Genomic DNA, 24485 nt, shown 5'->3' with positions numbered 1-24485 from the left:
GTGCCCTCAGGCTAACGGAGTGCGGCCGGGCTACGGATTCCGCGCGGGGTGCCACGGGCGCACGAGGTGTCGGCTCGCCCGCGCGCCGTGAACGTTCGTGCCCCTCGCGGGCGGATCGCTACGCTCGGCCGCATGATCATATGGCTGAACGGAACCCACGGCGCGGGCAAGACGACGACCAGCCGCCTCGTGCAGCAACTGCTGCCGGATTCACGGGTGTTCGACGCCGAGAAGGTCGGCGAGACGCTCATGGACATCAAGCCGGGGCTGCCGTGGACGGGCAACTTCCAGCACTGGCCGCCGTGGCGGCCGCTGGTCGTCGAGACGGCCCGGCACGTCCTCGACTACACCGGCGGCACCCTGGTGGTCCCGATGACCGTCCTGGTCGAGGAGTACTGGCGGGAGATCAGCGCGGGCCTCGCCCAACACGCCATCCCCGTACGGCACTTCGTCCTCCACGCCGACCAGGAGACCCTGCGCGGCCGCATCGACGGGGACACCGTCCTCGGCCCCTCCGAGTTCCGCCACGCCCACCTCGAGCCCTACGCCGAGGCCGCCCGCACCTGGCTGCACGCCGAGGCGGAGGTCGTGGACACCACCCGTCTCAGCCCCGAACAGGCCGCGCTGCGCATCGCGGACGCCGTCAAGAACTGAGGCCACCGTCACCCTCAGCCGGGAAGCCACCCTCGGCCAGGAAGTCGCCCTCGGCCGGGAACACAGGGGTGGCGTCCGCTTCGTACGGCAGCGTGGAGATCGCGTCGGCGTACCCCCGCGCCAGCGCCTGACGTTGCCGCTCGACGTGCGGGTCCGCCGGGCGCGCGGCCAGCCTTGCCCGGTGCGCCTCGTGGCCGTCGGTGATCTGCGCGGCGACCGCCCGCCAGTCGGCGTCGTCCGCGGTGCGGACCAGCTCCACGGCCGCGGGTTCGGTGCCCTCCGCCAGGGCGGCCGCGGCCCGGTCGTGCCCGTCGAGCAGCAGCCAGCCGTCCAGGAAGGACACCCACCACAGCAGGACCGGGGCGAGGGTGCCGTCGCGGGCGTTCTTGCGGTACGCCTTCACGCGCGGGGCGTCGGGCGCCGGGAGCGGGCGCAGGGGCAGCACGCCGTGCCAGCCACCGCCGCAGAGCAGTTCGAGGGTGGTGTCCGGCCACTCCTGGACGAGGTCGGAGCTCCAGATGCCGGGGGCGAAGCGGGCGCGCGGATTCAGCAGCCAGCGCCCGTGGTGCAGCGGCCCCTGTGCGGCATCCTCGAGCCACCGTGCGTACAGGTGGGGCCAGTTGGGGCCGCCCCTCGTCGTCGCGGCGGACACGGGTGGCAGTACGGAACGGTAGCCGGGGCGGCGGTGCAGCCGGAGGTCGCGACAGCACCCCTCGCCCTCCGACCGGGCCCGTATCAGCAGCCGTTCGCCCTGCCGAAGGGCCCACTCGCGGTCTCCGGTGCGCTCGAAGCGCAGTGGGGGCCGGTCGCCCCGGACGCCGGTCACGGCCAGGACGAGCCCGCCGCCCGGCGCCGGTTCCCGCCTGCCGCGCCCGGTCGCCGTCATCACTCCCGGCGCGCCCGGCGCTCCCGGTCGGCGCGTGCCATGATGCCCGCCACCACCTCGGACTTGGCGTCGGCGTAGTTCTGCACGTACTCCCACGTCTGCCGGGACAGCGAGCGCTTGGTGTCGGCGTACAGCTCGCGGTCGCCGCGGTGCTCCCGGAGCCGGTCGCGGAAGAGCAGCATGCGCTCGGCCGCCGGGCAACCCGTCGACAGGACATGCAGGTTGGCCGTGTCGGCGCTCGGGTCGAGTGCGTGCTTGCGGAGCATGCGGTGCTCGTACCAGTCGGGCTCGCGGATCACGAGCTCGAAGCCGAGCGTCGCGAGGGCCGGTGCGTAGGAGCCCTCGTCGGCCGGGTCGGGGACGATCAGCAGCATGTCGACGACCGGCTTCGCGGGGAGGTCCGGCACGGAGGTGGATCCGACGTGCTCGATGCGGTGGTCGACGTGGCCGAGGCGCTCCCGTATCCGCGCCGCCTCGCGCTCGAAGACGTCCGGCCAGCGCGGGTCGTACTCCCGCAGGGTGATCCGGCCGTCGAGCCTGGGCGCGGCGACCACGTGGGCCGCTTCGATCTCGTCGGCGGACATCGCGCCGTGCGGGGCGCTCCGGCCGGGCGGGGACGGCTGCTCCCCTTCCCCGCCGGTCATGCCTGGGTGCCCTGGGCGTCCTGGGTGTCCTGGGTGTGCGGTGCGAACCAGGCCGGGCCCTCCGCCGCCATCGCCTGCTTGATCCGGAACAGCGAGAACTCGTGCAGGCGGGGCAGCGCGTCCACGTCGAACCACCCCACTTCGAGCGACTCGTCGTCGTTGACCTTGGCCTCGCCGCCGACCGCGCGGCAGCGCAGGGTGATGTCCATGTACTGGCAGTTGTCGCCGTTGTCGTACGTGACCGGTTCGAGTGCCTGCACCAGGACCACGCGCTCGGGGACGCAGTGCACCGCCGTCTCCTCGTACACCTCGCGCACCGCACACTCCGCGGGCTGCTCCCCCGGTTCCGGGATGCCGCCGATCACCGACCACCTGCCGTTGTCGGAGCGCCGTCCAAGCAGCACCCTCCCGTCGTCGTCGAAGACGATGGCGGTGACTCCGGGGAGCCACAGGAGCTGTTGGCCGGCGTCGGCCCGGATCGCGCGGATGAAGTCAGGGGTAGCCATGCTCCGACCCTAACCGCGGGGAGCGGTCCGCCCGGCAGCGTCCCCGGTCATCCCCGCGCGGCCCGCCGGGCCCGCGCCGCCGACGTGACGGCCCAGCCGAGGCCGCCCGCGGCGATCAGCACCAGGATGCCCTCGGGCAGCACGCCGAACCGGGTGGCGGGCGTCCGGGACGAGCGCAGCGGCACCTCCTCGACGAGCGAGTCGGCGGTGTACCAGGTCGTCTTCGCCCTGACCTTGCCGTCGGGCATGATCACGGCGCTGACGCCACTGGTCACCGGGACGGCGACGGCACGGCTGTGTTCGACCGCGCGGATCCGGGACATGGCGAGCTGCTGGTAGGTCATCTCGCTGCGGTCGAAGGTGGCGTTGTTGCTGGGCACCGAGATGATCTGCGCGCCGTGCGTGACCGTGTCGCGCACGGCCCAGTCGAAGGCTGCCTCGTAGCAGGTGGCGATGCCCACCCGGGTGCCTGCCATGGTGAAGACGCCGGGCTCGGTGCCGCGGCTGAAGTCCTGGCGCACCTTGTCGACGTCACTGCTGAACGCGCTGATGAGGGACCGCAGCGGGATGTACTCGCCGAAGGGCTGGATCTGCCGCTTGTCGTACGTGGCCGTGGGCCCCTTCTCCGGGTCCCACAGGATCTGCTCGTTGAACAGCTTGCCGTCCTCGGTCTCGACGACGCCGCCGACGGAGACCGGCGCCCCGATCGCCTTGACCGCGTCCTCGATGGCGACGCGCGCGTCGGGGTTGGTGAAGGGGTCGATGTCGGAGGAGTTCTCCGGCCACAGGACGAGGTCCGGGCGCTTCGCCTTGCCCGCCTTGACCTCGGCGGCGAGGCGTTCGGTCTCGCGTACGTGGTGGTCGAGGACCGCGCGGCGCTGTGCGTTGAAACCGAGCCCCGCGCGCGGGACGTTGCCCTGGATGGCGGCGATGGTCGCGGTGCCGTCCTCCGCCTGGTCGCTGACGAGCGGCCGCGCGGCGAAGGCGCCGGCCACCGGTACGAGCACGCTGAGGACGGCCACCGCCGCCGCGCCGCGGCGTACGGTCCGGACGCCGTCCGGCGAGGGCTCACGTGCGGCGCGGATCTGGCGGACCACCTCGTACGCCCCGAAGCCGCAGAGGACGACGGCGAAGCCGAGCACCGGGGTGCCCCCGAGCGCGGCGAGCGGCAGGAAGACGCCGTCCGCCTGGCCGAAGGCGATCTTTCCCCAGGGGAAGCCGTTGAACGGCACGCGCGCGCGTGCCGCCTCCCCCGCGATCCACAGGGCGGACGCCCAGAGCGGATGACCGGGCAGCTTGGAGACGGCCGCGATGCCCGCCCCCACCAGGGCGACGAAGACCGCCTCGACGGCGGCGAGCGCGAGCCACGGGCCGGGGCCGACCTCGACGCCGGTCCAGACGAGGAGCGGCAGCAGGAAGCCGAGGCCGAAGAGGTAGCCGAGGCCGAGGCCCGCCTTCCAGGTCCGGCCGTGCAGACACCAGGCGAGCAGCCCGAAGGCGGGGAGCGCCAGCCACCACAGGGTGCGGGGCGGGAAGCTGACGTAGAGCAGCACTCCGGAGAGGGCCGCCACGGCGGCGGGAGCGAACCGTCGCAGGACACGCAGGGCACGGCCACCCTGCGGGGGCTGCGGATCCAGCTGATCCGGTTCGTCTACGGGAGTGGTGGTGGCGGTCACCCGGGGAGTGTACGGCGCGCCGTGTGGACGCCGACAGCTCGGTCGGCGGGGAACGGCGCGGGCCGGGGCACGCCTCGTGCGCCGGATCGTTCCTGCACAACTGACCCCATTTGGGGGCGCCAGCGGTTAGCGTGTGGCCGAGTCCCCGAGGCCCGGCCGGTGCACGCCACCGTGGAACGGTCCGCGCCGGCAGGGGCCCGTCATACACCGGGGGGCGACGGGGTGGGGTCAACGGGGACAGCTGTGTCGACCGGTCCCGCGGCGGGGGAGCTGCGGAGCGCGTCCGACGCCACGGGCGGGGCGCTGCTCGGCGGCTGTGCCGCCTGGGCGCTGATCACGGCAGGGGTGCATGGCGGCAGCCCCGAAGGAATGCTCCTGGCGGTGCTCGCCGTGGCCGCCGGCTTCGCGGGCGGGCGGATCTGCGGGCCGCTGCTCCCGGTCGCCGCGCCCTGCGCCGGGGCCCTCGCGGGGCTCGGGCTCGCGGTGGCGGCGCCGCGTCCCGCGCTCGGTGCGCCGTCCGCGCTCGGACACGCCGGTGCCACGGCCGGGGTGCTGATCCTGGCGGCGGGTGCGGCGTGCTGCGCGGCGTGGGCCGCCGGTCGTCCGTCCGCCCGTCTCGCGCTGCGGCTCCTCGCCGCGGTGATCGCCGGTACGGCGGCGGCGCTGGGGTCGCCGGTCGGCTGCGCGGGCGCCCTCGTGGTGCTGCTCTGTTCGCTCGCGAGCGCACGGCTGCGCGGCAGGACGTTCGGCATCGTCGCACTCGCGCTCGCGGCGGTGCTGGTCACCGGAGTCTCGGTGGCGGTGGCCGACGAAGCGCTGCCGGAGGGCCTCGCGGCTCCGCTGGAGGGCGGGCTCGGCCGGCATCGCGTGCTGCTCTGGCAGGACGCGCTGGGCCTCGCGGAGCGGGACCCCGCGACGGGCGTCGGGCCGGGGCGGTTCGGCGAGGTCCGCCCCGTGGTCGCCGAGGACGTCCCGGCGGACGGCAAGCCGCATTCGGCGCCGCTGCAGCAGGCCTCGGAGCAGGGGCTCGTCGGGGTGGGGCTGCTGGCGGGGGTGTACTGCTGGCTGCTGTACGCGCTGTGGCGTTCGCCCGGCTCCACGCAGGTCGTGCTGTCGGCGGGCGCGGCCCTGACGGGGTTGACCGCCGTGGCGGCGGTGGGCAACGCGCTGAGCGTGACGGTGGTGACGACGGGGGCGGGGCTGCTCGCGGGGATCGCGACGGCACGGCCGCTGGACGACGCCGCGCGGGACGGGGACGGCCCGGCGCCACACCCTCATTGAGGGAGGGGCCCTCATTGAGGGAGGGGATCGCCGGCCGCCGAGCCCGCTCCGGTCAGGAGCCGTTGCCGCCCTTGAGCCCCAGGCGGGCGCGGATCGCGCGTACGCCCGCCTCGGCGTTGTCGACCGTCACCGTGAACTTGTGGCCGTCGCCCAGGCTGATCACCAGGCCCTCGCCGCGCCGGACCACCACGGCGGTGCCCTTCTCGGGCCGCCAGCGGTAACCCCAGCCGCCCCACTGCCGGGGCGTGACGGCGGGCGCGAAGTCCGCGCCGACGACATGGGAGAGCGGAATGAGGCGGCGCGGCAGCCCCAGATGGCCGCAGCGCACTTCCAGCACCTCCTGGTCGACCTTCACGGCCACGTGGACGAAGGCGAGCGTCCCGAAGAGCATCAGGAGTCCGACCGCGATGCACCCGACGACGGACATCACCAGCGGGGCGATGCCCGACGTCCACATGGAGTCCACGGCGAGCTCGATGCCGAGCGCCACACAGGCGGCGCCGGCGCAGGCGAGGAGCCACTGCGCGCGGTTGGTCGCGCGTCCGGTCCAGACTTCCGGCGGGCCGTCGGATGCGGCCCGCTCACCTGGGGCTTGGTCCTTCATGGTTCGAGACTACTCAGATTCCGCCGCGAAGCCACCTCGTCGCGGAGAGTGACCACCGCCCCGGGCCGGGCCCTCAGGCGCCGGGTCGTGGCGGGGTGCCCCGGTGCGGGCGCGGCTCAGAGCGCCGGGCTGACCGCCGCGAGCAGGCGTCCCTCGGCGTACGCGAGCGCGGCGGGCGGCAGCTGCTCCTCGCGGCCGCTGAGCAGGACGGTGAGGCCCGGCGCCGCCGCACCGGCGTCGGTCCCCGCGAGCGCTCCGGTCCTGCGCAGCGCCTGGGCCGCCACCGCGCCGGCCGAGCCGTGCAGGACGAGCGGCGGCACGCCGGGCTGCTGGACGGCGGCCCGGATGCGTTCGGCGACGAGCTCGTAATGGGTGCAGCCCAGGACGACGGCCCTTACCTCGGGCGGTGTGAGGGCCGCCGCGGCGGCGATCGTCTCGTCGATGGCCCGCTCGTCCGCGTACTGCACGGCGTCGGCGAGGCCCGGGCAGGGCACCTCCGTGACGTCCACACCGTGCGCGAAGTCGTCGATGAGCCCCCGCTGATAGGGGCTGCCGGTGGTGGCGGGGGTGGCCCAGATGGCGACGGGTCCGCCGCCGGCGGCCGCGGGCTTGATCGCCGGGACGGTACCGATGACCGGGATCCCGGGCTCCAGGGCGGCCCGCAGCGCGGGCAGCGAGTGCACGGACGCGGTGTTGCAGGCCACGATCAGCGCGTCGGGGTGGTGCTCGGCGGCGGCCTCGGCGACGGCGAGGGCGCGCTCCGTGAGGTCCTCGGGAGTGCGCGGTCCCCACGGCATGCCGTCCGGGTCCGAGGAGAGCACGAGATCGGCGTCGGGCCGCAGGCGACGTACCGCGGCCGCCGCGGCGAGCAGTCCGATACCGGAGTCCATGAGCGCGATCTTCACCCGGTCACCATAGTCGATGGGCCCCACAGCACCCCTTGGGTGGGGCAGACTTCGGCGGATGAGCGCCGTTGCGTGGATCGCCGCCGGATCGCTTGCCGCGTGGCTGTGGCTATTGGTGGGGCAGGGCTTCTTCTGGCGTACGGACGTCCGGCTGCCACCGCGCCGGGACCCCGCGGACTGGCCGCCGGTCTGCGTGGTCGTCCCGGCCCGGGACGAGGCGGAGGTCCTGCCGCTGAGCCTGCCCTCGCTGCTCGCCCAGAACTATCCGGGACGGGCCGAGGTCTTCCTTGTCGACGACGGCAGTACGGACGGGACGGGTGAGCTGGCCCGCGCGCTGGCCGAGCGCCACGGCGGCCTGCCTCTCACCGTCGGCTCCCCCGGCGAACCGCCCACCGGCTGGACCGGAAAGCTCTGGGCGGTACGGCACGGCATCGGCCTGGCCCGCGCGCGTGACCCCGAGTACCTGCTGCTCACCGACGCCGACATCGCCCACGAGCCGGACAGCCTGCGCCAGTTGGTGGCGGCGGCCCGCCGCGGCGGCTACGACCTGGTCTCCCTGATGGCCCGGCTGCGGGTGGCGAGCGGGTGGGAGCGCCTGGTGGTCCCGGCGTTCGTGTACTTCTTCGCGCAGCTCTATCCCTTCCGGTGGATCGGCCGGAAGGGGTCGCGGACGGCCGCCGCGGCGGGGGGCTGCGTCCTGCTGCGTACGGACGCCGCCGAGCGCGCCCGGATCCCCGACGCCATCCGGCAGGCGGTGATCGACGACGTGGCGCTCGCCCGCGCGGTCAAGCGCGCGGGCGGCCACATCTGGCTCGGGCTCGCCGAACGCGTCGACAGCGTGCGCCCGTATCCGCGTCTCGCCGATCTGTGGCGGATGGTGTCGCGCAGCGCGTACGCCCAGTTGCGGCACCAGCCGCTGCTGCTGATCGGCACGGTCGGCGGCCTCGCGCTGGTGTATCTCGCCCCGCCCGTCACGCTGTTCACGGGACTCGCCATGGGGAACACCGCAGCCGCGGTGGCGGGCGGTCTCGCGTGGCTGGTGATGACCGTGACGTATCTGCCGATGCTGCGCTACTACCGGCAGCCGCTCTGGCTCGCCCTGTCGCTGCCCGCCACCGCGTTCCTGTACCTCCTGATGACCGTGGACTCGGCGGTGCAGCACTACCGGGGGCGGGGCGCGGCGTGGAAGGGGCGGACGTACGCCCGCCCCGACGCCGCCGCGGCGGAACCGTCGCCCGAGCAGCACTGATCTGTGCCATCCCGGCCTGGGCGCCGCCGACCCGGGCGGCGCCTGCGCGTCACTTCCTGCCGGGCGTCCAGTTCATGCCCCACCCGTAGGCGTGGTCGACGGTGCGCTGCGGGCTGACGCCGCGGTCCGGCACCAGGTAGCGGGCCTCGCGCTGGACGACGATGTCGCCGCCGTTGTTGGTGAGCAGGGCGAGCGCGCACACCGTCGAGGGGACCGTGCACTCGTCGAGCGAGAAGTCGACCGGGGCGCCGTGCTGCGGCTGGAGCGTGACCGTGGCGTTGAGGTCGGCGAAGCTGCGCGCGCCCTCGTAGACGGTCACGAAGATGAGGATGCGGCGGAAGTCCTTGATGTGGTCGAGGTTGATGGTGAGGTTCTCGCCGGTGGCGACGGCGCCGGTCCGGTCGTCGCCGTCGAGCAGGATGTACGGCGGCTGGTGCAGCGCCCCGAAGGCGTTGCCGAGCGCCTGGACGACTCCCTTGCGGCCGTCGGCGAGTTCGTAGAGGGCGCAGAGGTCGAGGTCGAGGTCGGCGTGCATGGCGACGGCCCTGCCGAGTTTGGCGCCCCACCCCTTGAACTGCTTGCGGACCTCCCAGTTGAGGTTGACCCGCATGCCTCCCGAGGTGCCGCCTTGCTTCATCAGGGAGACGGAAGGGGCGTCCTTCGTCAGGGTGACCTTGGTCAGGCGCACGGGGGCGGCGGGGGTCGCGGGTACGCCAGGGGCGGTGGCTGCGGGCGGGGCCGCCGGGGCGGGTGGGGCTGCCGGAGCGGGCGGGGTCATCGGGGCGGGCGGGGCCGGAGGGGCGGGAGCGGCCTGGGCGGGGGCCGTCGCGGCGGAGGCCGTGGGGGCCGCCTGCTGGGGCTCGTCCACCGTGATGCCGTAGTCGGTGGCCAGCCCTTCGAGCCCGCTGCCGTACCCCTGTCCGACGGCGCGGAACTTCCACGCGCCCTGGCGCCGGTAGAGCTCGCCGAGGACGAACGCGGTCTCCACGGTCGCGTCGGAGCTGTCGTACCGGGCGAGTTCGGCGCCGCTGGCCGCGTCGAGGACGCGGATGTACAGGCCGGGGACCTGCCCGAAGGTGCCGCCGTCGGCCGACGCGGCGAGGACCACGGTCTCGATCTGCGGTTCCACGCGCGCGAGGTCGACGGTCAGCACGTCGCTCACCCCGGCGTCCGAACGCTGTTTGCCCTCGTGCCGCACCGCGCCGGACGCGTGCCCGGGCTGGTTGTAGAAGACGAAGTCCGCGTCCGAGCGCACCTTTCCGGAAGCGGCCAGCAACAGTGCCGACGCGTCGGCGTCCGGTACTCCGGCGCCGGCACCCCATCCCAGTTCGATCCGTACCGCGGGTGCCGGTACGGGCACGTTCGATCCCTTAGGCATGGTCATGTCCGCCCCCATCACAAGTCGCCGCGTCCGGCGGGGTCGCTGTTCACGTTCGCGGCCAACCTATATCCGGACCGCGCGAAGGCCACTCCCGCCGGCGCCCGTCGCTTCTCCGGTCACGGGCTCCCGTCCGCACCGGGGGACGACGGCGGTTGCGCGGGCTGGGACGCCGACGACTCCTCCTGGGCCGACGAGGGGGGCTGCGTGGCCGGCGAGGAGGACGGTGCGGACGGCGACGCGGACGAGGGCGGGCACGAGCTCCCCGACGACGCACCGGCCGCCCGCGAGGCGCACGGCGGCGCAGTGCTCGTCGAGGACGACTCGTCGGGGGAAGCGGACGTGGGCGGCGGCGAGGAGGGGTCGGTCACCGGCGGCTTCGTCGTGGTGTCGCCGGTTCCCGTGTCGCCCTTGGTCCGTTCGAACCAGGCGCCGCTGTCCCGGTCGTACATGACGAACGTGTGCACGGCCTGGGGGGCGGGCGCCACGGCCACGACGTTCGACGGCCGGTATCCGGGCCACGCGTCGCCCGTCCGCTTCGGCGTGCCCTTCTGCGCGACGGGCGGCGTCAGCGGGTTGCCGCACGCACAGCGCACCCGCGGCACACCGCGGTCGTCGACCAGCACGGCGGTGCCCGCCTGCAGGACGGCCTGATAACTCGTGGCCCGGCCGTCGCGGAAGCCGTGGTTGGTCACACGGGTGTCCCACCGCAGCTGTACGGGGGTGAGCGCACGCAAGTATGCCGGGACGCCGGTCGGTTCGACGCCGACGACCGAGGCGAACGCCTTGTTCTTCGCCGGGTCCTTCCGGAGCGCGTCGACCTGCTTCTCCACGTCGCAGCTGGCGACCTTCCGGGTCCCGCCGTAGAGGCCCGGCGCTCCGCCGTCGACGCCGCGCGTCACGTTGGCCGACGCCGAGGAGCTCGGGAAGGCGCTCGGGGACGGGGGCGTGGAAGCGTCGCGGGCCGTCGACCCGGTGAAGGGGTCGGGCCCCGACTTGCCCGCGGGCTGGAGGAGGACCTCGCCGCCGGCCTGCGACGAGCCGTCGGGGCGGGTGAGGACGAGGGTCACCACCACGGCGGCCACCACCGCGGCGGCGATCGCCGCGACGCGGGGCACGGACTTCCACCACGGGCGGGACGGCCCTGGACTCGCGCCGGAACCCCCGTCCGGGCCCTCGGGCCCACCACCACGGCCTCCGCCGCCGCCCGGACCGCCCGGGCCGCTCGGCGGACCACTGCCGGAAGGCGGTCCCGAAGGCCGTTCGCCGCCCGGCGGCGGCGTCGCGGGACCGGCGCGGGTCGCGCCCGCCCGGGTCTCGTCCGGCCCCGAGGGGCTCGGCTGTGAGGGGCCCGAGAGCGGACCCGAAGGGGGCCCCGTGGGGCGTCCTGACGACGGCGGCTCGACGCTCACGAACACTTCTTCCCTGCGTAGGGGGAACCACGACGTACAGCTTTGTCCGTTACGCGCCTATTGTGTGCCTGGGTTTCCGGGGGCCCGCAAGCTGACGCGGTCGGCCCTCCCGACGGGCGGGCCGGTCCGGTGCTGCTTAGCGTGACAACGTGAGCGAGCAGACACCGCCCCGGCGGGCAGCGGCGCAACGCGCGGAGCAGGGCCGACGGGCACCCCACGGTTGGCCCCACGCCGTGGTGGCCGTACTTGCCCCGCTGGTGGTCATGGCGGTCGTCGCGGCGCTCGGCCTGTGGGCCGCGGGCGCGACCGACCTGCCCGGCGGGGCTTTCCCGAGTGTCGTCGCGGCCGTCGCCGTGATGGCGGTCGGCGGCTCCGTGGGGCTCTCCGGCGACGCCGGGATGATCGCCGAGACGAACGCCGGGCTCTCCGTGCTCCCGCTCTCCGTGAGCCTCGCCGGGGCCCTGATCCTTGCCGCGGGTTTCCTCCGGCCGCTGCGGCACCGGGCCGTCGCCGATGCCAAGGAGCTCGCGGGCTGGGCCGGCCGGATCGCCGTGCTGTGGGTCCTGGTGCTCGTCGGCCTCGGCCTGCTGGCCCGGCACCGCTTCGCCATCGGGCTCGGGGACGGTCCCGCCGACGAGATCGGCGATCTGCTGGACTCCTCGCCGAAGGTCGGGTTCGAGACCGATGTGCCGCTGACCCTCCTCTTCGGGCTGCTCTGGCTCGCCGGCGTCCTCGCCCTGGCCCTCCTCGTCTCGCGCGGGGCCCCGCTCCCCGCCCGCCTGCTGCGCTTCCAGGAGTCGGTGCGCCCCGCGGCGTTCGCCATGGTCGTCCTGCTCCTGTCGTACGTCGCTCTCGGGATCGTCATCGGGCTCGTCGTGGCGGTCACCCGGGGTCATGCCACCGAGACGTTCGCGGTGGTGCTGCTCGGCCTTCCCAATCTCGTCTGGCTCGCCTTCACCCTGGGGCTCGGCGCCTCGTGGGAGGGCCGGGTGGACGGGCCGTTCGGGCTGCCCATGCCGCAGGTCCTCGACGACGTGCTGCGGACGCCGGACATCTCCACGCTCAGCCTGCACACGCTCGCCGACCACGACGGGCGGGTGTGGTGGCTGCTAGTCGTCGCGGCGCTCCTGGTGCTGGGCGCCGCGTTCCTGATGGCGGTCCGTTCCCCGGCGCGGATGCGGCTGTGGCAGCACGCCGTGCACATGGCGGTGGCGCTGGCCCTCACGGTCCTCGCCGTCTGTCTGCTCGCCGGCGTGTCCGCCCATTACGGGCTCTCGCTCCTCGGCATCGGGGACCTCGGCGGCGGCCTGTCCGGCCTGGTGCGGCTGCGGCCCCAGCTGGGCAGGGCGCTGATCCTGGCCGTGGCCTGGGGACTGGTCACGGGCTTCCTCGGCGGCCTGCTCGCACGGCGGGTCCACCGGCGGGGCGAGGTGGAGAACGACCACGTCTGAGGGTGGGCCGGTCGGCGTTTTGAGCCGACCGACGGGACACGCTCAGCCGGTCAGGGGCCGGAAGACCGGCCGGGCCCAGCCGGGCGGTTCGGGAGGCGCGCCGGGGCCCGCCGACGCTCCCACGACCGGGCGGTCCACCCGGGTCGGAGGGTGGTCCCGCCCCGTGCCGCCCGTGGCCGCGGCCCGCAGCGCGGCGGTGAACGCGAGGCAGGAGCCGTACCGGTCCTCGGGGCTCTTGGCCAGCGCCCGTCCGAGCACGTCGTCGAGGGCCGCGGGGACACCGGGGCGTTTCTCCGTCAGGCGGGGCGGCCCGTCGTACTGGTGGGCCCAGAGGAGGGCGATGTCGTCGTCGCGCTGGAACGGCGGCCCGCCCGCCATGGTCTCGTAGACGACGCAGGCCAGACTGTAGACGTCGCATCTGCCGTCCACCGGGCGGCCCGAGATCTGCTCCGGGGCCACGTAGTCGAGGGTCCCGACGAACTGGCCGACGGTCGTGAACCCGGTCAGCGAGAGCGACTTCTTCGTGAGGCCGAAGTCCGTGAGGTACGCGTGCTCCGGGTGATCGCTGTCCGTGCCCTTGGCCACCAGGATGTTGCCGGGCTTGACGTCGCGGTGGACGAGACCGTGGTCGTGGGCCGCGTCGAGCGCGGACGCGACCTGCGTGGCGATGCGCAGCGCGGCGCTGACGGAGAGAGGGCCCGCGTGGTCGAGGAGGTGCCGCAGATCGCGGCCGGGGACGTACCGCATGGCGATGTAGAGCACGCCGTCCGTCTCCCCCGCCTCGAAGACCGGCACGATGTGCGGGTGCTCGATCGCGGCGGCCACGCGCGACTCGTGGGTGAAGCGCTGCCGGAACGTGTCGTTGCGTGCGAGCTCGGGGGCGAGCAGCTTGAGGGCGACGGTCCGGTCGAGGCGCAGGTCCTTGGCGCGGTAGACGACGGCCATGCCGCCGCGTCCGATCTCGTCCTCGACCCGGTAGCCCGCGATCTGTTTCCCGATCAGTTCGGAGGGCCGGCCGGAGTGCGGGCTCGGACCGCGTTCGCCCGGGGCGGGTACGGGAGCGGCGGGCACCCGTGCGGGGGTCATCAGGCGTCACCGGATCGTGGGGGCGGCTCGGAGGCGTCCGCCTCGGGTGGGAGGAGCGGGGCGGGGCGCCCGCCTTGGGGAGCGGTCCGCCCGCCGCGCGGAGCGGCAGCCCTCCCGGGCGCCACGACCTCCACCAGTTGCGTCTCGTCCGGCTCCGCCGTCTGCGGCGGCCCGACCTCCCCGACCACTTGGGTCTCCCCCGTACCCACGCCATCCCCCGATGTCCCCTCCCCCTCCGCGCTGGGGCCGCCCCCCGCCGCGTACGTGCTGAGCTGTGTCCCGTCGCAGTACACCCACCGTTCGTGTTCGGCGTCGTAGAGCCAGACCGACTCGCCCTCCACGACCACGCCCACCCGCAGCCCCCGCGTCCTGCGCCGGAAGGACTCCCCGTCGACGCCGCCCTCGGCCAGCTCCTGCGCCGCGCGCCGGTAGCGGCCCAGGGTGTCCTCGGTCCTGGACAGGAGCGGCCCGGGGTCGGCCGTCCGGGTCAGGGGGCCACCCGCGCCCGGCGGGTCCCGCGGGACGGCGACCAGGAGCCTGCCGTCGACCCACGCGGACCACCCGTTGGCGCAGACGATCCGGCCCCAGTCGCCGAGCCGGTCCATCAGTTGTACGGGCAGCAGCGCGTCGAGCGGGGCCGCCGGGCGCCGCACGTCCGGCGCCTCCCAGGCGGGCAGCCCGTCCTGGGGGACGACATGTGTGGGGCGGAACTCCGCAGTGGTCATCGCTCGCGCTCCTACTTCCGCATGACGGCGGGTTCGTGGCGGCGCAGCAGTCTGGCGACCGCGTACCCGAAGACGGCGGACAGGGCCACCAGCATGCCCAGGTCGAGCAGCCAGACGCCCAGGGAGTGGCGGAACAGCGGGTCGGCGGTCAGGTCGCCGGGGACGATCCTGCCGAGGCCGATGGTCCCCGCCATGGCGCCCAGCGCCCAGCGGGACGGCACGAGCCACGCCAACTGCTCGACGCCCGGCACCCCGTTCAGCTTGAGGAGTGCGCCGCAGAACACCACCTGGACGATGGCGAGGAGCACGAGCAGCGGCATCGTCACCTCCTCCTTGCGCACCAGCGCCGACACGAGGAGTCCCAGCATCATGGCGGTGAACGCGAGCAGGGCCACCGCCAAGGTGACCTCGACGAGGGGTGGCAGGACCACGCCCTTGCCGCCGGGGGCGTTGAGGTCGACGCCGAACAGGGCGACCAGGGTCAGCACCACCGCCTGCAGCACGGTGATCGTGCCGAGGACGACGACCTTCGACATCAGGTACGCCGATCTGGAGAGCCCGACGGCCCGTTCCCTCCGGTAGATCACACGCTCCTTGACCAACTCCCGTACGGCGTTGGCCGCGCCGGTCAGAACGCCGCCCACACAGAGGATGAGCAGCGCGTTCATCGCCGTCTCCTGCGTGAGTCTGCTCCCGGCGAGCGCACGCGCCATGGCGCCCATCACGAACGGCAGCGCGATCATGATCGCCAGGAAGGTCCGGTCGGCGCCGAGCGCGGCCGCGTACCGCCGTACCAGCGTGCGCAGTTGAGATCCCCAGCTCTGCGCCTTCGGCGGCGGCGCGAAGGAGGCGGGCGGGGCCGCGCCGCGCCGTGCGCCGCCCGCGAAGGGCTGGGCGGAGGAGTTGGCGATGTACTGCTGGTGCAGGGGCGAGCGGCGGTACTCCTCGGCCCAGTCCCGGTCGTGGTCCCCTTCGAAGGCTTCGAACGCCTCCGGCCACTGGGTGAAGCCGAAGAACGGCAGCGCGTCCTGCGGCGGCCCGTAGTAGGCGATCTTTCCGCCCGGGGCGAGCACCAGAAGCCGGTCGCACACGTCGAGGCTGAGCACGCTGTGCGTGACGACGATGACCGTGCGGCCGTCGTCGGCCAGGCCGCGCAGCATGTGCATCACCGAACGGTCCATGCCGGGGTCGAGGCCGGACGTCGGCTCGTCGAGGAAGAGCAGCGACGGCTTGGTGAGGAGTTCGAGCGCGACGCTCACGCGTTTGCGCTGGCCGCCGGAGAGGCTGTGGATGGGCTGGTCGACGCGTTGTTCCAGGCCGAGTTCGCGGATGACCTCGTCGACCCTGGCGCGGCGTTCCGCCTTCTCGGTGTCCTGGGGGAAGCGGAGTTCGGCGGCGTATCCGAGGGCGCGGCGCACGGTCAGCTGGGCGTGCAGGATGTCGTCCTGCGGTACGAGACCGATGCGCTGGCGGAGCTCGGCGTAGTCGCGGTAGAGGTCGCGGCCGTCGTAGAGGACGGTGCCGTCGTCCGCGGGGCGCAGCCCGGTGAGGGCGTTGAGCAGGGTGGATTTGCCCGCGCCGCTGGGCCCGACGACGGCCAGCAGGCACTTCTCGCCGACGGGGAAGGAGACCCGGTCGAGGAGCGTCTTGCGCCCCTTGTCCACGGCGACCGTAAGCCCCTGGACGTCGAGCGACACCTCGCCCGTGTCGACGTACTCCTGCAGTGCGTCGCCGACGAGGCAGTACGCGCGGTGGCCGACGCCGATGATGTCGCCCGCCGCGACCGGGGCGCGGGCCACCGGCTGGCCGTTGAGGTAGGTGCCGTTGTGGCTGCCGAGGTCGACGATCTCGTACGTGCCGTCGGCGAGCACCCTCAGTTCGGCGTGCCGTCGGGAGACCACCAGGTCGTCGATGACCACGTCGTTGTCGTCGGCGCGGCCGATGCGGACCGTGCGGGAGGGCAGTGGGCGTACGGACGTCGGCTGCCGGAAGGTGCCCGTGGCCGAGGGGATGCTGACGGAGGAGGGCCGTCCGGCGGCGACAGGCCGGGCTGCGACGGGCTCGGGCGGGGCGCGGCCGACGAGCACCGCGCGGGGGCCGTCGGTGACGCTGCCGAACCGGATGACGCTGCCCGGTCCGATGTCCCCCTCCTCGACGCGCCGTCCGTCGGCGTACGTGCCGTTGGTGCTGTGCTCGTCCTCGATGGTCCAGTGGTCGAGCTCGGCGTGCAGGACTGCGTGGTGCCAGGAGACGCGGGCGTCGTCCATGACGATGTCGCTCAAGGGGTCGCGCCCCACGTGATAGTCCCGCCCCGGACTCATCACCGTGGAGCCCGAATCGGTCTCCAGGACGAGTTCGGGCGCGGTCGACGCCATGGGCCGCCACTCTCCCATGCCCGAATTCTACCCATTTGGGCGACAGGCCGCCTGGGCGGGAGCGGGCTGCGTCGAATGTGCGCCGTTCCCCGCGGGGGCGGCTAGTTCCGCAGCGAACGGTTCAGCCGGCCGAGGGCCCGGCGGATGTGGCTCTTCACGGTGCCGAGGGGCAGCCCGGTCCGCTCGGCGATCTGCACCTGCGTGAGGTCCTCGAAGTACGCGAGACCGAGGACGTGCCGTTGAGTCGCGGGAAGCTTCGCGAGCTCCTGGCCGAGCAGGACGCGGTCGAGCGCGGCGTCGAGATGCGCCTGCGGCACGGGGTCGGCCTCCGCGGCGGCGGCAGCGGCCCCCCGGTCGACGACCTCGCCGCGCCGCGCGCGGGCCGAGAGGGCGTCGACGGTCTTGTGCCGGGCGATGCCGACCAGCCAGGCGGAGACGGGCCCGCGCTCGGGCCGGTAGCCGCCCCGGCCCCGCCACGCGGCGAGGAACACCTGCTGGGTGACGTCCTCTGCCTCCTTCGGGTCGCCGAGGGAGCGGACCGCGAGCGCGTAGACCAAGGAGCCCCAGCGGCGGTAGAGCGCGGTGAAGGAGTGCTCGTCCCCGCGGGCGAGGCCCACGGAGAACTCCTCGCGCGCGTGCGCCTCTTCGGCCTCGCCCGGCCGCCCGCCGAGCGCATCGTCGACCGCCCGCCCGCCGAGCACGTCCGACGTCGGGCCGGTGCCGGCTGCCTGTGCCGTTGCGGTCATGTGCGTCGCCCCTCCAGCCGAGCCCTGCGCGGCACCGGCACAGCGGTACGGAGAGCCAGTCGCGCCGGTCGTCGCGCGCCGCCCACCTGCACGCCGGTGCACGCCCGCCGCCCTTTCCCGTGCCCCCAACCTCACGGCCACGCCACCCGGGACGCAATGTGCGTCGGTTGTGCGTCGCTTGTGCGTCTTGTGCGTCGGACGGGGCCGGTGACCCCGAACGGCCGTACGCCTCCCGTTCGGCATCCGGCCTGGTCCGTGCATCCGTCGGCCGCTTTCGCGCGGAAGTGGTCGTGTGAACCGGCGGCCCGTTGCGGTCATGATCGGCACAGGACGGCCGTTACGGGCGCGGAGCAGCCGAAGGAGACGATCGTGGCCACGGACGGACAGCCGGCCGAAGAGCCCTTGCACTGTCTGGTCACCGGGGCGTCCGGATACATCGGCGGGCGGCTGGTGCCGGAACTCCTCGCGGCGGGCCACCGCGTGCGCTGTCTGGCCCGCTCCCCCGGCAAACTGCGCGACCTGCCCTGGGCGGGGGAGGTCGAGACGGTCAAGGGCGACGTGACCGACGCCGAGTCCGTCGGGGCGGCGCTGGAGGGGATCGACGTCGCGTACTACCTGGTGCACGCCCTCGGTTCCGGTTCAGGGTTCGAGGAGACCGACCGTCGCGCGGCCCGCATCTTCGCCGAGCAGGCGCGGGCCGCCGGGGTGCACCGGATCGTCTACCTGGGCGGTCTCACACCGCAGGGCGTCCCGGAGCGGCGTCTCTCGCCGCATCTGCGCTCCCGCGCGGAGGTCGGACGGATCTTCCTGGAAGGGCCGGTGCCGGCCACCGTGCTGCGGGCCGCCGTCGTCATCGGCTCCGGATCGGCCTCGTTCGAAATGCTGCGCTATCTGACCGAACGGCTTCCGGTCATGGTCACCCCCAGCTGGGTGCAGACCCGCACCCAGCCCATCGGGGTGCGCGACGTGCTGCGCTACCTCGTCGGTTCGGCCGACATGCCGGCCGACGTCGACCGGGCCTTCGACATCGGCGGCCCCGACGTCCTCACCTACCTCGACATGATGCGTGGATACGCGGCCGTCGCCGAGCTGCCCCGGCGCCTCATCCTGCCGGTCCCGGTGCTGACCCCGAGCCTGTCCAGTCACTGGGTCGGCCTCGTGACGCCGGTGCCCGCCTCCATCGCCCGGCCGCTCACCGAGTCGCTCCGGCACGAAGTCGTCTGCCAGGAACACGACATCGCCCGGTACGTGCCGGACGGCCCGGGTCAGCCGCTGCCCTTCCCCGAGGCGCTGGCCCTGGCGCTGCGCAGGGTGCGGGAGGCCCAGGTGGCGACGCGGTGGTCGTCCGCGTCCGTGCCGGGGGCGCCCAGCGACCCGCTGCCCACCGACCCGGACTGGGCGGGCGGCAGCCTCTACAAGGACGAGCGGGAGCTCACCGTCGACGTGTCGCCCGCCCGGCTCTGGAAGGTCATCGAGGGGATCGGCGGCGACAACGGCTGGTACTCGTTGCCGATCGCCTGGGCGGTCCGGGGCTGGCTCGACCGGTTCGTGGGCGGGGTCGGGCTGCGCCGCGGGCGCCGGGACGCGGAGCATCTGCGGGCCGGTGACTCGCTGGACTTCTGGCGGGTGGAGGAGATCGAGCCGGGCCGGCTGCTGCGGCTGCGCGCGGAGATGCGGCTGCCGGGCCTCGCGTGGCTGGAGATGTACGCGGAGACCGACGAGCGGGGCCGCACCCGCTACCGCCAGCGCGCCCTGTTCCACCCGCGCGGGCTCCTCGGCCACGCCTACTGGTGGTCCGTCTCCCCGTTCCACGCCGTGGTGTTCGGCGGCATGGCCCGCAACATCACGGAGGCCGCCGCGAAGGGCCGCCGGCCGGGCGACCGGGGCTGACGGCCCACCCCTGCGGGCGGTCCTCGCGAGGGGAACGTGCGGGGCGGAACGCCGCCATGAGGCTCACGCCGGTGGCCCCGCCGTGTGGCGTTCGGCCGCTCGGGCCGTCGGGCGGGCAAAACTGCCGGAGCCGCATCCGTATCGGGGTCGGCGGCGGAACCAAGGGTGTGCAGGTGATCGGCGACCGAGAAACCGAGAAGAGGCAGTGCATGCTTGGACTGCGGCCGACCGCCGCCGAACCGGCCGAATCCGCCGGGCCGGTCGGCACGACACGTACCGCCGACGGCACAGCGCGTACCGCTGACGACACATCACGTACCGCCGACGGCACGGCGCGTACGGCCGACGGCACAACACGTACCGCCGAAGGCACACCCCGTACGGCCGACGGCACACCACGTACGGCCGTCGACGCCACCGAGGCCGTGGAGGCTGTCCTCACGCGGGTGCTCGACGCCTCGGCGCGGCGGGCCCGTGCCGTGGACCCGGTGTTCGCCGAGGACGTCGCCGACCGGCTGACCGCGTTCGTCCTGCGCGGCGGCAAGCGGCTGCGCTCCGCCTTCGCGTGGTGCGGGTGGCGGGCCGCGGGCGGTTCGGGGGACCCGGAGGCCGTCCTGCACACCGCCGCCGCCCTCGAACTGGTCCAGGCGTGCGCCCTCGTCCACGACGACGTGATGGACGGATCGCCGCTGCGCCGGGGCGCGCCGGCCGTGCACGTCCAGTTCGAACGGCTGCACCTGGCCGCCGGAATGGGCGGACCGCCCCGGACCTTCGCCGCGTCCGCCGCGGTGCTCACCGGCGATCTCGCGCTGGCATGGGCCGACGACCTGCTGACCGAGACCGCGCTCGCCTCGTCCGACGGCGCCCGGCTGCACACCGAATGGCGGTCCATGCGGAGCGAGATGGTCGCGGGGCAGTACCGCGACCTGCACGCGCAGGCGACCGGCGCGAGCGGCCTCGACGACGCGGAGGCCGTCGCCACGCTCAAGAGCGCCCTCTACACCGTCGCCCGCCCTCTGGCCCTTGGCGCCCTGACGGCCTGCGCCGACGAGCGGACCCTGGAGGCGCTGCGCGCGGCGGGGCGGTGCGCGGGCCTTGCCTTCCAGCTCCACGACGACCTGGCCGGCGCGTTCGGCGACCCGGCCACGACGGGCAAGCCGGCCGACGACGACCTGCGCACGCGCAAGCTCACCTACCTGCTCGCGGTGGCCCTCACCCTCGCCGAGGCGTCCGGTGACGCGGCCGCCACCGCCGCCCTCACGCCCGGCGCCGACCCCTCGCCGGCCGCTGTGGACCAGATGCGGCGGGCTCTGCGGGAGACCGGGGCACGCGCGGCGGTCCACGCCGAGATCGTGGACTTGGCGGCCCGCAGCCGCCGCCACTTCGCGGCGACCGGCGCGGACCCCGCCGTACAGCGGGAGTTCGCGGACCTGGTCGAGCGCGCCGCGGGGCTCGCGCAGCACCGCGCGGAGCAGGTCCGATGAGGACCGTGAGCGGGCCGACCGACCACGTCGTGGTCGTCGGCGCCGGGCTCTCCGGCCTCGCCTGCGCCCTGCACCTCATCGGCGCGGGCCGCAAGGTCACCGTGGTCGAGCGGGACGCGGGGCCCGGCGGCCGGGCGGGGCGGGTCGAGCTGGGCGGGTACCGCCTCGACACCGGCCCCACCGTGCTGACCATGCCGCACCTGGCCGACGAGGCGTTCGCCGCCGTCGGCGACAGCCTGCACCGGCGGGTGGAGCTGGTGGCCCTGCACCCGGCCTACCGTGCGTGCTTCGCGGACGGCACCTCGCTGGACGTGCACACCGACGGCGAGGCGATGGAGGCCGAGGTGCGGCGCTTCGCCGGTCCCGCGCAGGCGGCGGGGTACCGCAGGCTGCGGCAGTGGCTGGAGCGGCTCTACGCGGCCCAGATGCGGCGCTTCATCGACACCAACTTCGACTCGCCGTTCCAGCTGCTGCACGCCGACCTGGCGCGGCTCGTGGCGCTCGGCGGCTTCGGCAGCCTGGACCGCCGCATCGGCGGCTTCCTCTCCGACCCGCGGCTGCGCCGGGTCTTCTCCTTCCAGTCCCTGTACGCGGGGGTCGCCCCGGCCCGCGCGCTCGCGGCGTACGCGGTGATCGCCTACATGGACACCGTGGCCGGGGTCTGGTTCCCCCGGGGCGGCATGCACGCGCTGCCCCGTGCGATGGCCGACGCGGCCGGTGACGCCGGCGCCGACCTGCGCTGGTCGGCCGAGGTGAGCGCGCTGGAACGGTCGGCGGGCCGGGTGCGCGCGGTGCGCCTGACGACGGGCGAGCGGATCCCCTGTGACGCGGTGGTGCTCTCCTGCGAACTCCCGTCCGCCCACCGGCTCCTGGGCCGCGCGCCCCGGCGCCCCGTAGCGCTGCGGCACTCCCCGTCCGCGGTCGTCCTGCACGCGGGAACCGACCGCACCTGGCCACAACTCGCCCACCACACCCTGTCGTTCGGGAACAAGTGGGCGGAGACCTTCGACGAACTGACCCGTACCGGCCGGCTGATGAGCGATCCGTCCCTGCTGATCACCCGGCCGACCACCCACGACCCCTCCCTCGCCCCGCCGGACCGGCACCTGCACTACGTCCTCGCGCCCTGCCCCAACACCGCCGTCGGCCCCTCCCCCTCCACCTGGCGGGAGCTGGGCCCGCGCTACCGCGACGAGCTGGCGGCCGAACTGGAGCGGCGCGGGCTCACGGGCTTCCGGGCCAGCGTCGAGAGGGAGTTGCTGGTGACGCCGCAGGACTGGGCCGCGCAGGGGCACGCCGCGGGGAGCCCCTTCTCCGTCTCGCACACCTTCGCGCAGACCGGCCCGTTCCGGCCGCGCAACCTGGTGCGCGGGGTCGACAACGTCGTCCTCGCCGGCTGCGGCACCACCCCGGGCGTGGGCGTCCCGACCGTCCTGATCTCCGGCAAGCTGGCCGCCGCACGCGTGACCGGCGCCGGGACCGCGAAAGGCCGCCGATGACCCGTCGCGAACTCGCCGCCGCCCGCATCACCGACCCCGCGCTGCGCGCCGCCTACGCCCGGTGCCGGCAGCTCAACGCCCGCCACGGCCGCACCTACTTCCTCGCCACCCGGCTGCTTCCCGTGGAACGCCGTACCGCCGTGCACGCCCTGTACGGCTTCGCCCGGTGGGCGGACGACATCGTCGACGACCTGGACCGGCGGCTGACCCCGGCCGAACGCGACCGGCTCCTCCTGGAGTTGGAGGGCGACCTCGCGCGGGGACTGCGCACCGGCGGCGGCGAGGAGCCGGTGGTCCGCGCGGTGGCCGACACCGCGGAGCGGTACGCCATCGACCCAGCCCTCTTCTGTGACTTCCTGGTCTCGATGCGCAGCGACCTGAGCGTCACCGACTATCCGACCTACGCGGAGCTGCGGACGTACATGCACGGCTCGGCCGCGGTGATCGGACTGCAGATGCTGCCGGTGCTCGGCACGGTGGTGCCCCGCGAGGAGGCGGCGCCGCACGCGGCGGCCCTCGGGGTGGCCTTCCAGCTCACCAACTTCCTGCGCGACGTCGGCGAGGACCTGGACCGGGGCCGCGTCTACCTGCCCGCCGACCTGCTCGCCGCGCACGGCGTGGACCGCCCGCTCCTCGAGTGGAGCCGCCGCACGGGACGGCGTGACCGGCGGATCCGCGCGGCGCTGGTCGCCGCCGAGGCGCTGACACGGGGCGTGTACCGGGAGGCGGAGCCCGGCATCGCCATGCTCGACCCCCGGGTGCGGCCCTGCATCCGGGCCGCGACCACGCTGTACGGCGGCATCCTCGACGCGATCGCCGACCAGGAGTACGACGTGCTGCACCGCAGGGCCGTGGTGTCCCGTGCGCGCCGGGCGGCGACCGCCGCGGCCGGGGTCGCCCGCGTGATCGGCGCGCGCTGGCGGGCCCGCGCCCAGGAGCTCACACCGCACGGACGCGCCGAGGCCCCGAAGCCGCACTCCCCGAACTCCCCCGTGGAAAGGACCAGTCAGTGATCGGCCGACCGGAACGGGCCCGCTGGACACCGCCGTTGCGGCGGCGGCGCGGCCCCGGCTGGGCGGATCAGGCGCCCACCTGGCAGCAGGCGCGGCCCGTGCTGATCGCCGCCGCGCTCGACCGGGCCTCGGCGCGCCCCTCGGGCAACTGGTTCGTCGTCGGCGCCTCCCGTGACGTGCGCGCCGGGGGCGGGCCCTGTGGCCGGACGGTGGGCGGCGAGGAGGTCGTGCTGTGGCGGTCGGACGGCGGTGAGCTGCGCGCGGGGCCGGGGATCTGTCCGCACCTCGGGGCGCCGCTGCGGGACAGCCGGGTGGTGTGCGGGACGCTGGTCTGCCACTGGCACGGACTGGCCCTGGACGGCGGCCCGTTCGCCGGCTGGGAGCCCTATCCCGTCCATGACGACGGGGTGCTGGTGTGGGTGCGGCTGGACGCGGTGGGCGGTGAGGTGCCGTCGCCCCGGCCGATGGTTCCGGAGCGTCCGGCGCCGGGCAGCGGGGTGGCCTCGGTCTTCACGGCGGTGGGGCGGTGCGAACCGCAGGACGTGATCGCCAACCGGCTCGACCCGTGGCACGGCTCCTGGTTCCACCCGTACTCGTTCGTCGACCTGACGGTGGTCCGGGGGCCGGAGGGTGACGCGGCGGACGCGGACGACGCCTTCGTCGTCGATGTGTCGTTCCGGGTGACGCGTCGTCTGGTCGTGCCGGTGCGGGCCGAGTTCACCGCCCCGGAGCCGCGGACGGTGGTGATGCGCATCACCGAGGGCGAGGGAGCCACGTCCGTGGTGGAGACCCATGCCACGCCGCTGACGGGCCCGTCCGCCGAGCGGCCGCGCACCGCGGTGGTCGAGGCGGTGGTCGCCGCGTCGGACCGGCGCGGCTTCGCCCTGGCCCGCGCCGCCGCCCCCGCGTTGCGCCCCCTGATGCGGCACACGGCGGGCCGCCTGTGGCGCGACGACCTGGCCTACGCGGAACGGCGCTGGGCGCTGCGCAGCACGAACCGCTTCCCGGGCTGAGTCTCACC

At 74.5% G+C, this 24485-nt stretch carries 21 protein-coding genes; 9 read left to right on the top strand and 12 right to left on the bottom strand.

Features of this window, described 5'->3' with window-relative positions:
• The first annotated feature begins 132 nt into the window (after positions 1–132).
• Positions 133–654, top strand: coding sequence for an AAA family ATPase (locus ACFYO9_RS32440; RefSeq protein ID WP_358775525.1), 522 nt, complete (start codon positions 133–135; stop codon positions 652–654).
• Here ACFYO9_RS32440 and ACFYO9_RS32435 read toward each other — a convergent pair.
• From ACFYO9_RS32435 to lnt, 4 genes are read right to left on the bottom strand one after another with little or no spacing between them, the layout of a single operon-like run.
• The gene (locus tag ACFYO9_RS32435; RefSeq protein ID WP_358775523.1) at positions 644–1540 is read right to left on the bottom strand and encodes a hypothetical protein; all 897 of its coding nucleotides are present in this window, start codon (positions 1538–1540) and stop codon (positions 644–646) included. The genes ACFYO9_RS32440 and ACFYO9_RS32435 overlap by 11 nt on opposite strands.
• Positions 1540–2184 carry a GrpB family protein gene (locus tag ACFYO9_RS32430; RefSeq protein ID WP_358775521.1) on the bottom strand — a complete coding sequence of 215 codons (645 nt, stop codon included), beginning with the start codon at positions 2182–2184 and terminating at the stop codon, positions 1540–1542. The genes ACFYO9_RS32435 and ACFYO9_RS32430 overlap by 1 nt, the downstream gene beginning before the upstream one ends.
• Positions 2181–2690 carry an NUDIX domain-containing protein gene (locus ACFYO9_RS32425; RefSeq protein ID WP_358775520.1) on the bottom strand — a complete coding sequence of 170 codons (510 nt, stop codon included), beginning with the start codon at positions 2688–2690 and terminating at the stop codon, positions 2181–2183. The genes ACFYO9_RS32430 and ACFYO9_RS32425 overlap by 4 nt, the downstream gene beginning before the upstream one ends.
• 47 nt (positions 2691–2737) lie before the next feature.
• Entirely contained in the window at positions 2738–4366 is a 1629-nt protein-coding gene (gene lnt, locus ACFYO9_RS32420) for an apolipoprotein N-acyltransferase (RefSeq protein ID WP_358775518.1), read from the bottom strand.
• A gap of 243 nt (positions 4367–4609) precedes the next feature.
• Between lnt and ACFYO9_RS32415 the strand changes: the two genes are divergently transcribed.
• On the top strand, positions 4610–5647 hold the full coding sequence (locus ACFYO9_RS32415; protein ID WP_358775516.1) for an O-antigen ligase family protein: 1038 nt from the start codon (positions 4610–4612) through the stop codon (positions 5645–5647).
• 52 nt (positions 5648–5699) lie between these two features.
• Here the strand turns inward: ACFYO9_RS32415 and ACFYO9_RS32410 are convergent, their stop codons facing one another.
• Complete coding sequence (locus tag ACFYO9_RS32410) at positions 5700–6251, bottom strand: hypothetical protein (RefSeq protein ID WP_355812907.1); 552 nt, start codon at positions 6249–6251, stop codon at positions 5700–5702.
• Positions 6252–6367: 116 nt separating this feature from the next.
• Positions 6368–7156, bottom strand: a complete 789-nt coding sequence (locus tag ACFYO9_RS32405) for an aspartate/glutamate racemase family protein (protein ID WP_358775515.1) — start codon at positions 7154–7156, stop codon at positions 6368–6370.
• 58 nt (positions 7157–7214) lie between these two features.
• Between ACFYO9_RS32405 and ACFYO9_RS32400 the strand changes: the two genes are divergently transcribed.
• Positions 7215–8405: a glycosyltransferase gene (locus ACFYO9_RS32400; RefSeq protein WP_358775513.1), complete on the top strand. Its 1191-nt coding sequence runs from the start codon at positions 7215–7217 to the stop codon at positions 8403–8405.
• Positions 8406–8454: 49 nt separating this feature from the next.
• Here the strand turns inward: ACFYO9_RS32400 and ACFYO9_RS32395 are convergent, their stop codons facing one another.
• Together ACFYO9_RS32395 and ACFYO9_RS32390 are read right to left on the bottom strand one after the other, a co-directional pair.
• Positions 8455–9789: a TerD family protein gene (locus tag ACFYO9_RS32395; RefSeq protein WP_358775511.1), complete on the bottom strand. Its 1335-nt coding sequence runs from the start codon at positions 9787–9789 to the stop codon at positions 8455–8457.
• Positions 9790–9902: 113 nt separating this feature from the next.
• The gene (locus ACFYO9_RS32390; protein WP_358775509.1) at positions 9903–11195 is read right to left on the bottom strand and encodes a DUF6777 domain-containing protein; all 1293 of its coding nucleotides are present in this window, start codon (positions 11193–11195) and stop codon (positions 9903–9905) included.
• A gap of 149 nt (positions 11196–11344) precedes the next feature.
• Between ACFYO9_RS32390 and ACFYO9_RS32385 the strand changes: the two genes are divergently transcribed.
• Positions 11345–12646, top strand: a complete 1302-nt coding sequence (locus tag ACFYO9_RS32385) for a streptophobe family protein (RefSeq protein WP_358775507.1) — start codon at positions 11345–11347, stop codon at positions 12644–12646.
• A 42-nt stretch (positions 12647–12688) separates the two neighbouring features.
• Here the strand turns inward: ACFYO9_RS32385 and ACFYO9_RS32380 are convergent, their stop codons facing one another.
• The 4 genes from ACFYO9_RS32380 to ACFYO9_RS32365 form a co-directional block, all read right to left on the bottom strand.
• Positions 12689–13732, bottom strand: coding sequence for a serine/threonine-protein kinase (locus ACFYO9_RS32380; RefSeq protein WP_355812922.1), 1044 nt, complete (start codon positions 13730–13732; stop codon positions 12689–12691).
• Positions 13732–14457, bottom strand: a complete 726-nt coding sequence (locus ACFYO9_RS32375; protein WP_358775505.1) for a hypothetical protein — start codon at positions 14455–14457, stop codon at positions 13732–13734. Before ACFYO9_RS32375 ends, ACFYO9_RS32380 begins: the two co-directional genes overlap by 1 nt.
• A gap of 11 nt (positions 14458–14468) precedes the next feature.
• Positions 14469–16850 carry an FHA domain-containing protein gene (locus tag ACFYO9_RS32370; RefSeq protein ID WP_358775503.1) on the bottom strand — a complete coding sequence of 794 codons (2382 nt, stop codon included), beginning with the start codon at positions 16848–16850 and terminating at the stop codon, positions 14469–14471.
• Between the two features lie 83 nt (positions 16851–16933).
• Positions 16934–17578, bottom strand: coding sequence for a sigma-70 family RNA polymerase sigma factor (locus ACFYO9_RS32365; protein WP_358775501.1), 645 nt, complete (start codon positions 17576–17578; stop codon positions 16934–16936).
• Between the two features lie 369 nt (positions 17579–17947).
• Here ACFYO9_RS32365 and ACFYO9_RS32360 point away from each other — a divergent pair, with 369 nt between their 5' ends.
• The 5 genes from ACFYO9_RS32360 (at position 17948) to ACFYO9_RS32340 (ending at position 24477) form a co-directional block, all read left to right on the top strand.
• On the top strand, positions 17948–19468 hold the full coding sequence (locus ACFYO9_RS32360) for an SDR family oxidoreductase (RefSeq protein ID WP_358775499.1): 1521 nt from the start codon (positions 17948–17950) through the stop codon (positions 19466–19468).
• 209 nt (positions 19469–19677) lie between these two features.
• A complete protein-coding gene (locus ACFYO9_RS32355) occupies positions 19678–20952 on the top strand; it encodes a polyprenyl synthetase family protein (protein WP_358775497.1) in 1275 nt (424 codons plus the stop codon).
• Entirely contained in the window at positions 20949–22451 is a 1503-nt protein-coding gene (locus ACFYO9_RS32350) for a phytoene desaturase (protein ID WP_358775495.1), read from the top strand. The genes ACFYO9_RS32355 and ACFYO9_RS32350 overlap by 4 nt, the downstream gene beginning before the upstream one ends.
• Entirely contained in the window at positions 22448–23464 is a 1017-nt protein-coding gene (locus tag ACFYO9_RS32345) for a phytoene/squalene synthase family protein (protein WP_358775494.1), read from the top strand. The genes ACFYO9_RS32350 and ACFYO9_RS32345 overlap by 4 nt, the downstream gene beginning before the upstream one ends.
• Entirely contained in the window at positions 23461–24477 is a 1017-nt protein-coding gene (locus ACFYO9_RS32340; RefSeq protein ID WP_358775492.1) for a DUF5914 domain-containing protein, read from the top strand. The genes ACFYO9_RS32345 and ACFYO9_RS32340 overlap by 4 nt, the downstream gene beginning before the upstream one ends.
• Positions 24478–24485 lie beyond the last annotated feature (8 nt).

It is taken from the genome of Streptomyces sp. NPDC005863 (assembly GCF_042871345.1).
Classification (GTDB): domain Bacteria; phylum Actinomycetota; class Actinomycetes; order Streptomycetales; family Streptomycetaceae; genus Streptomyces.
Note: the sequence above shows the minus strand (reverse complement) of the source record. Positions and strands in the feature narration are given on the sequence as shown.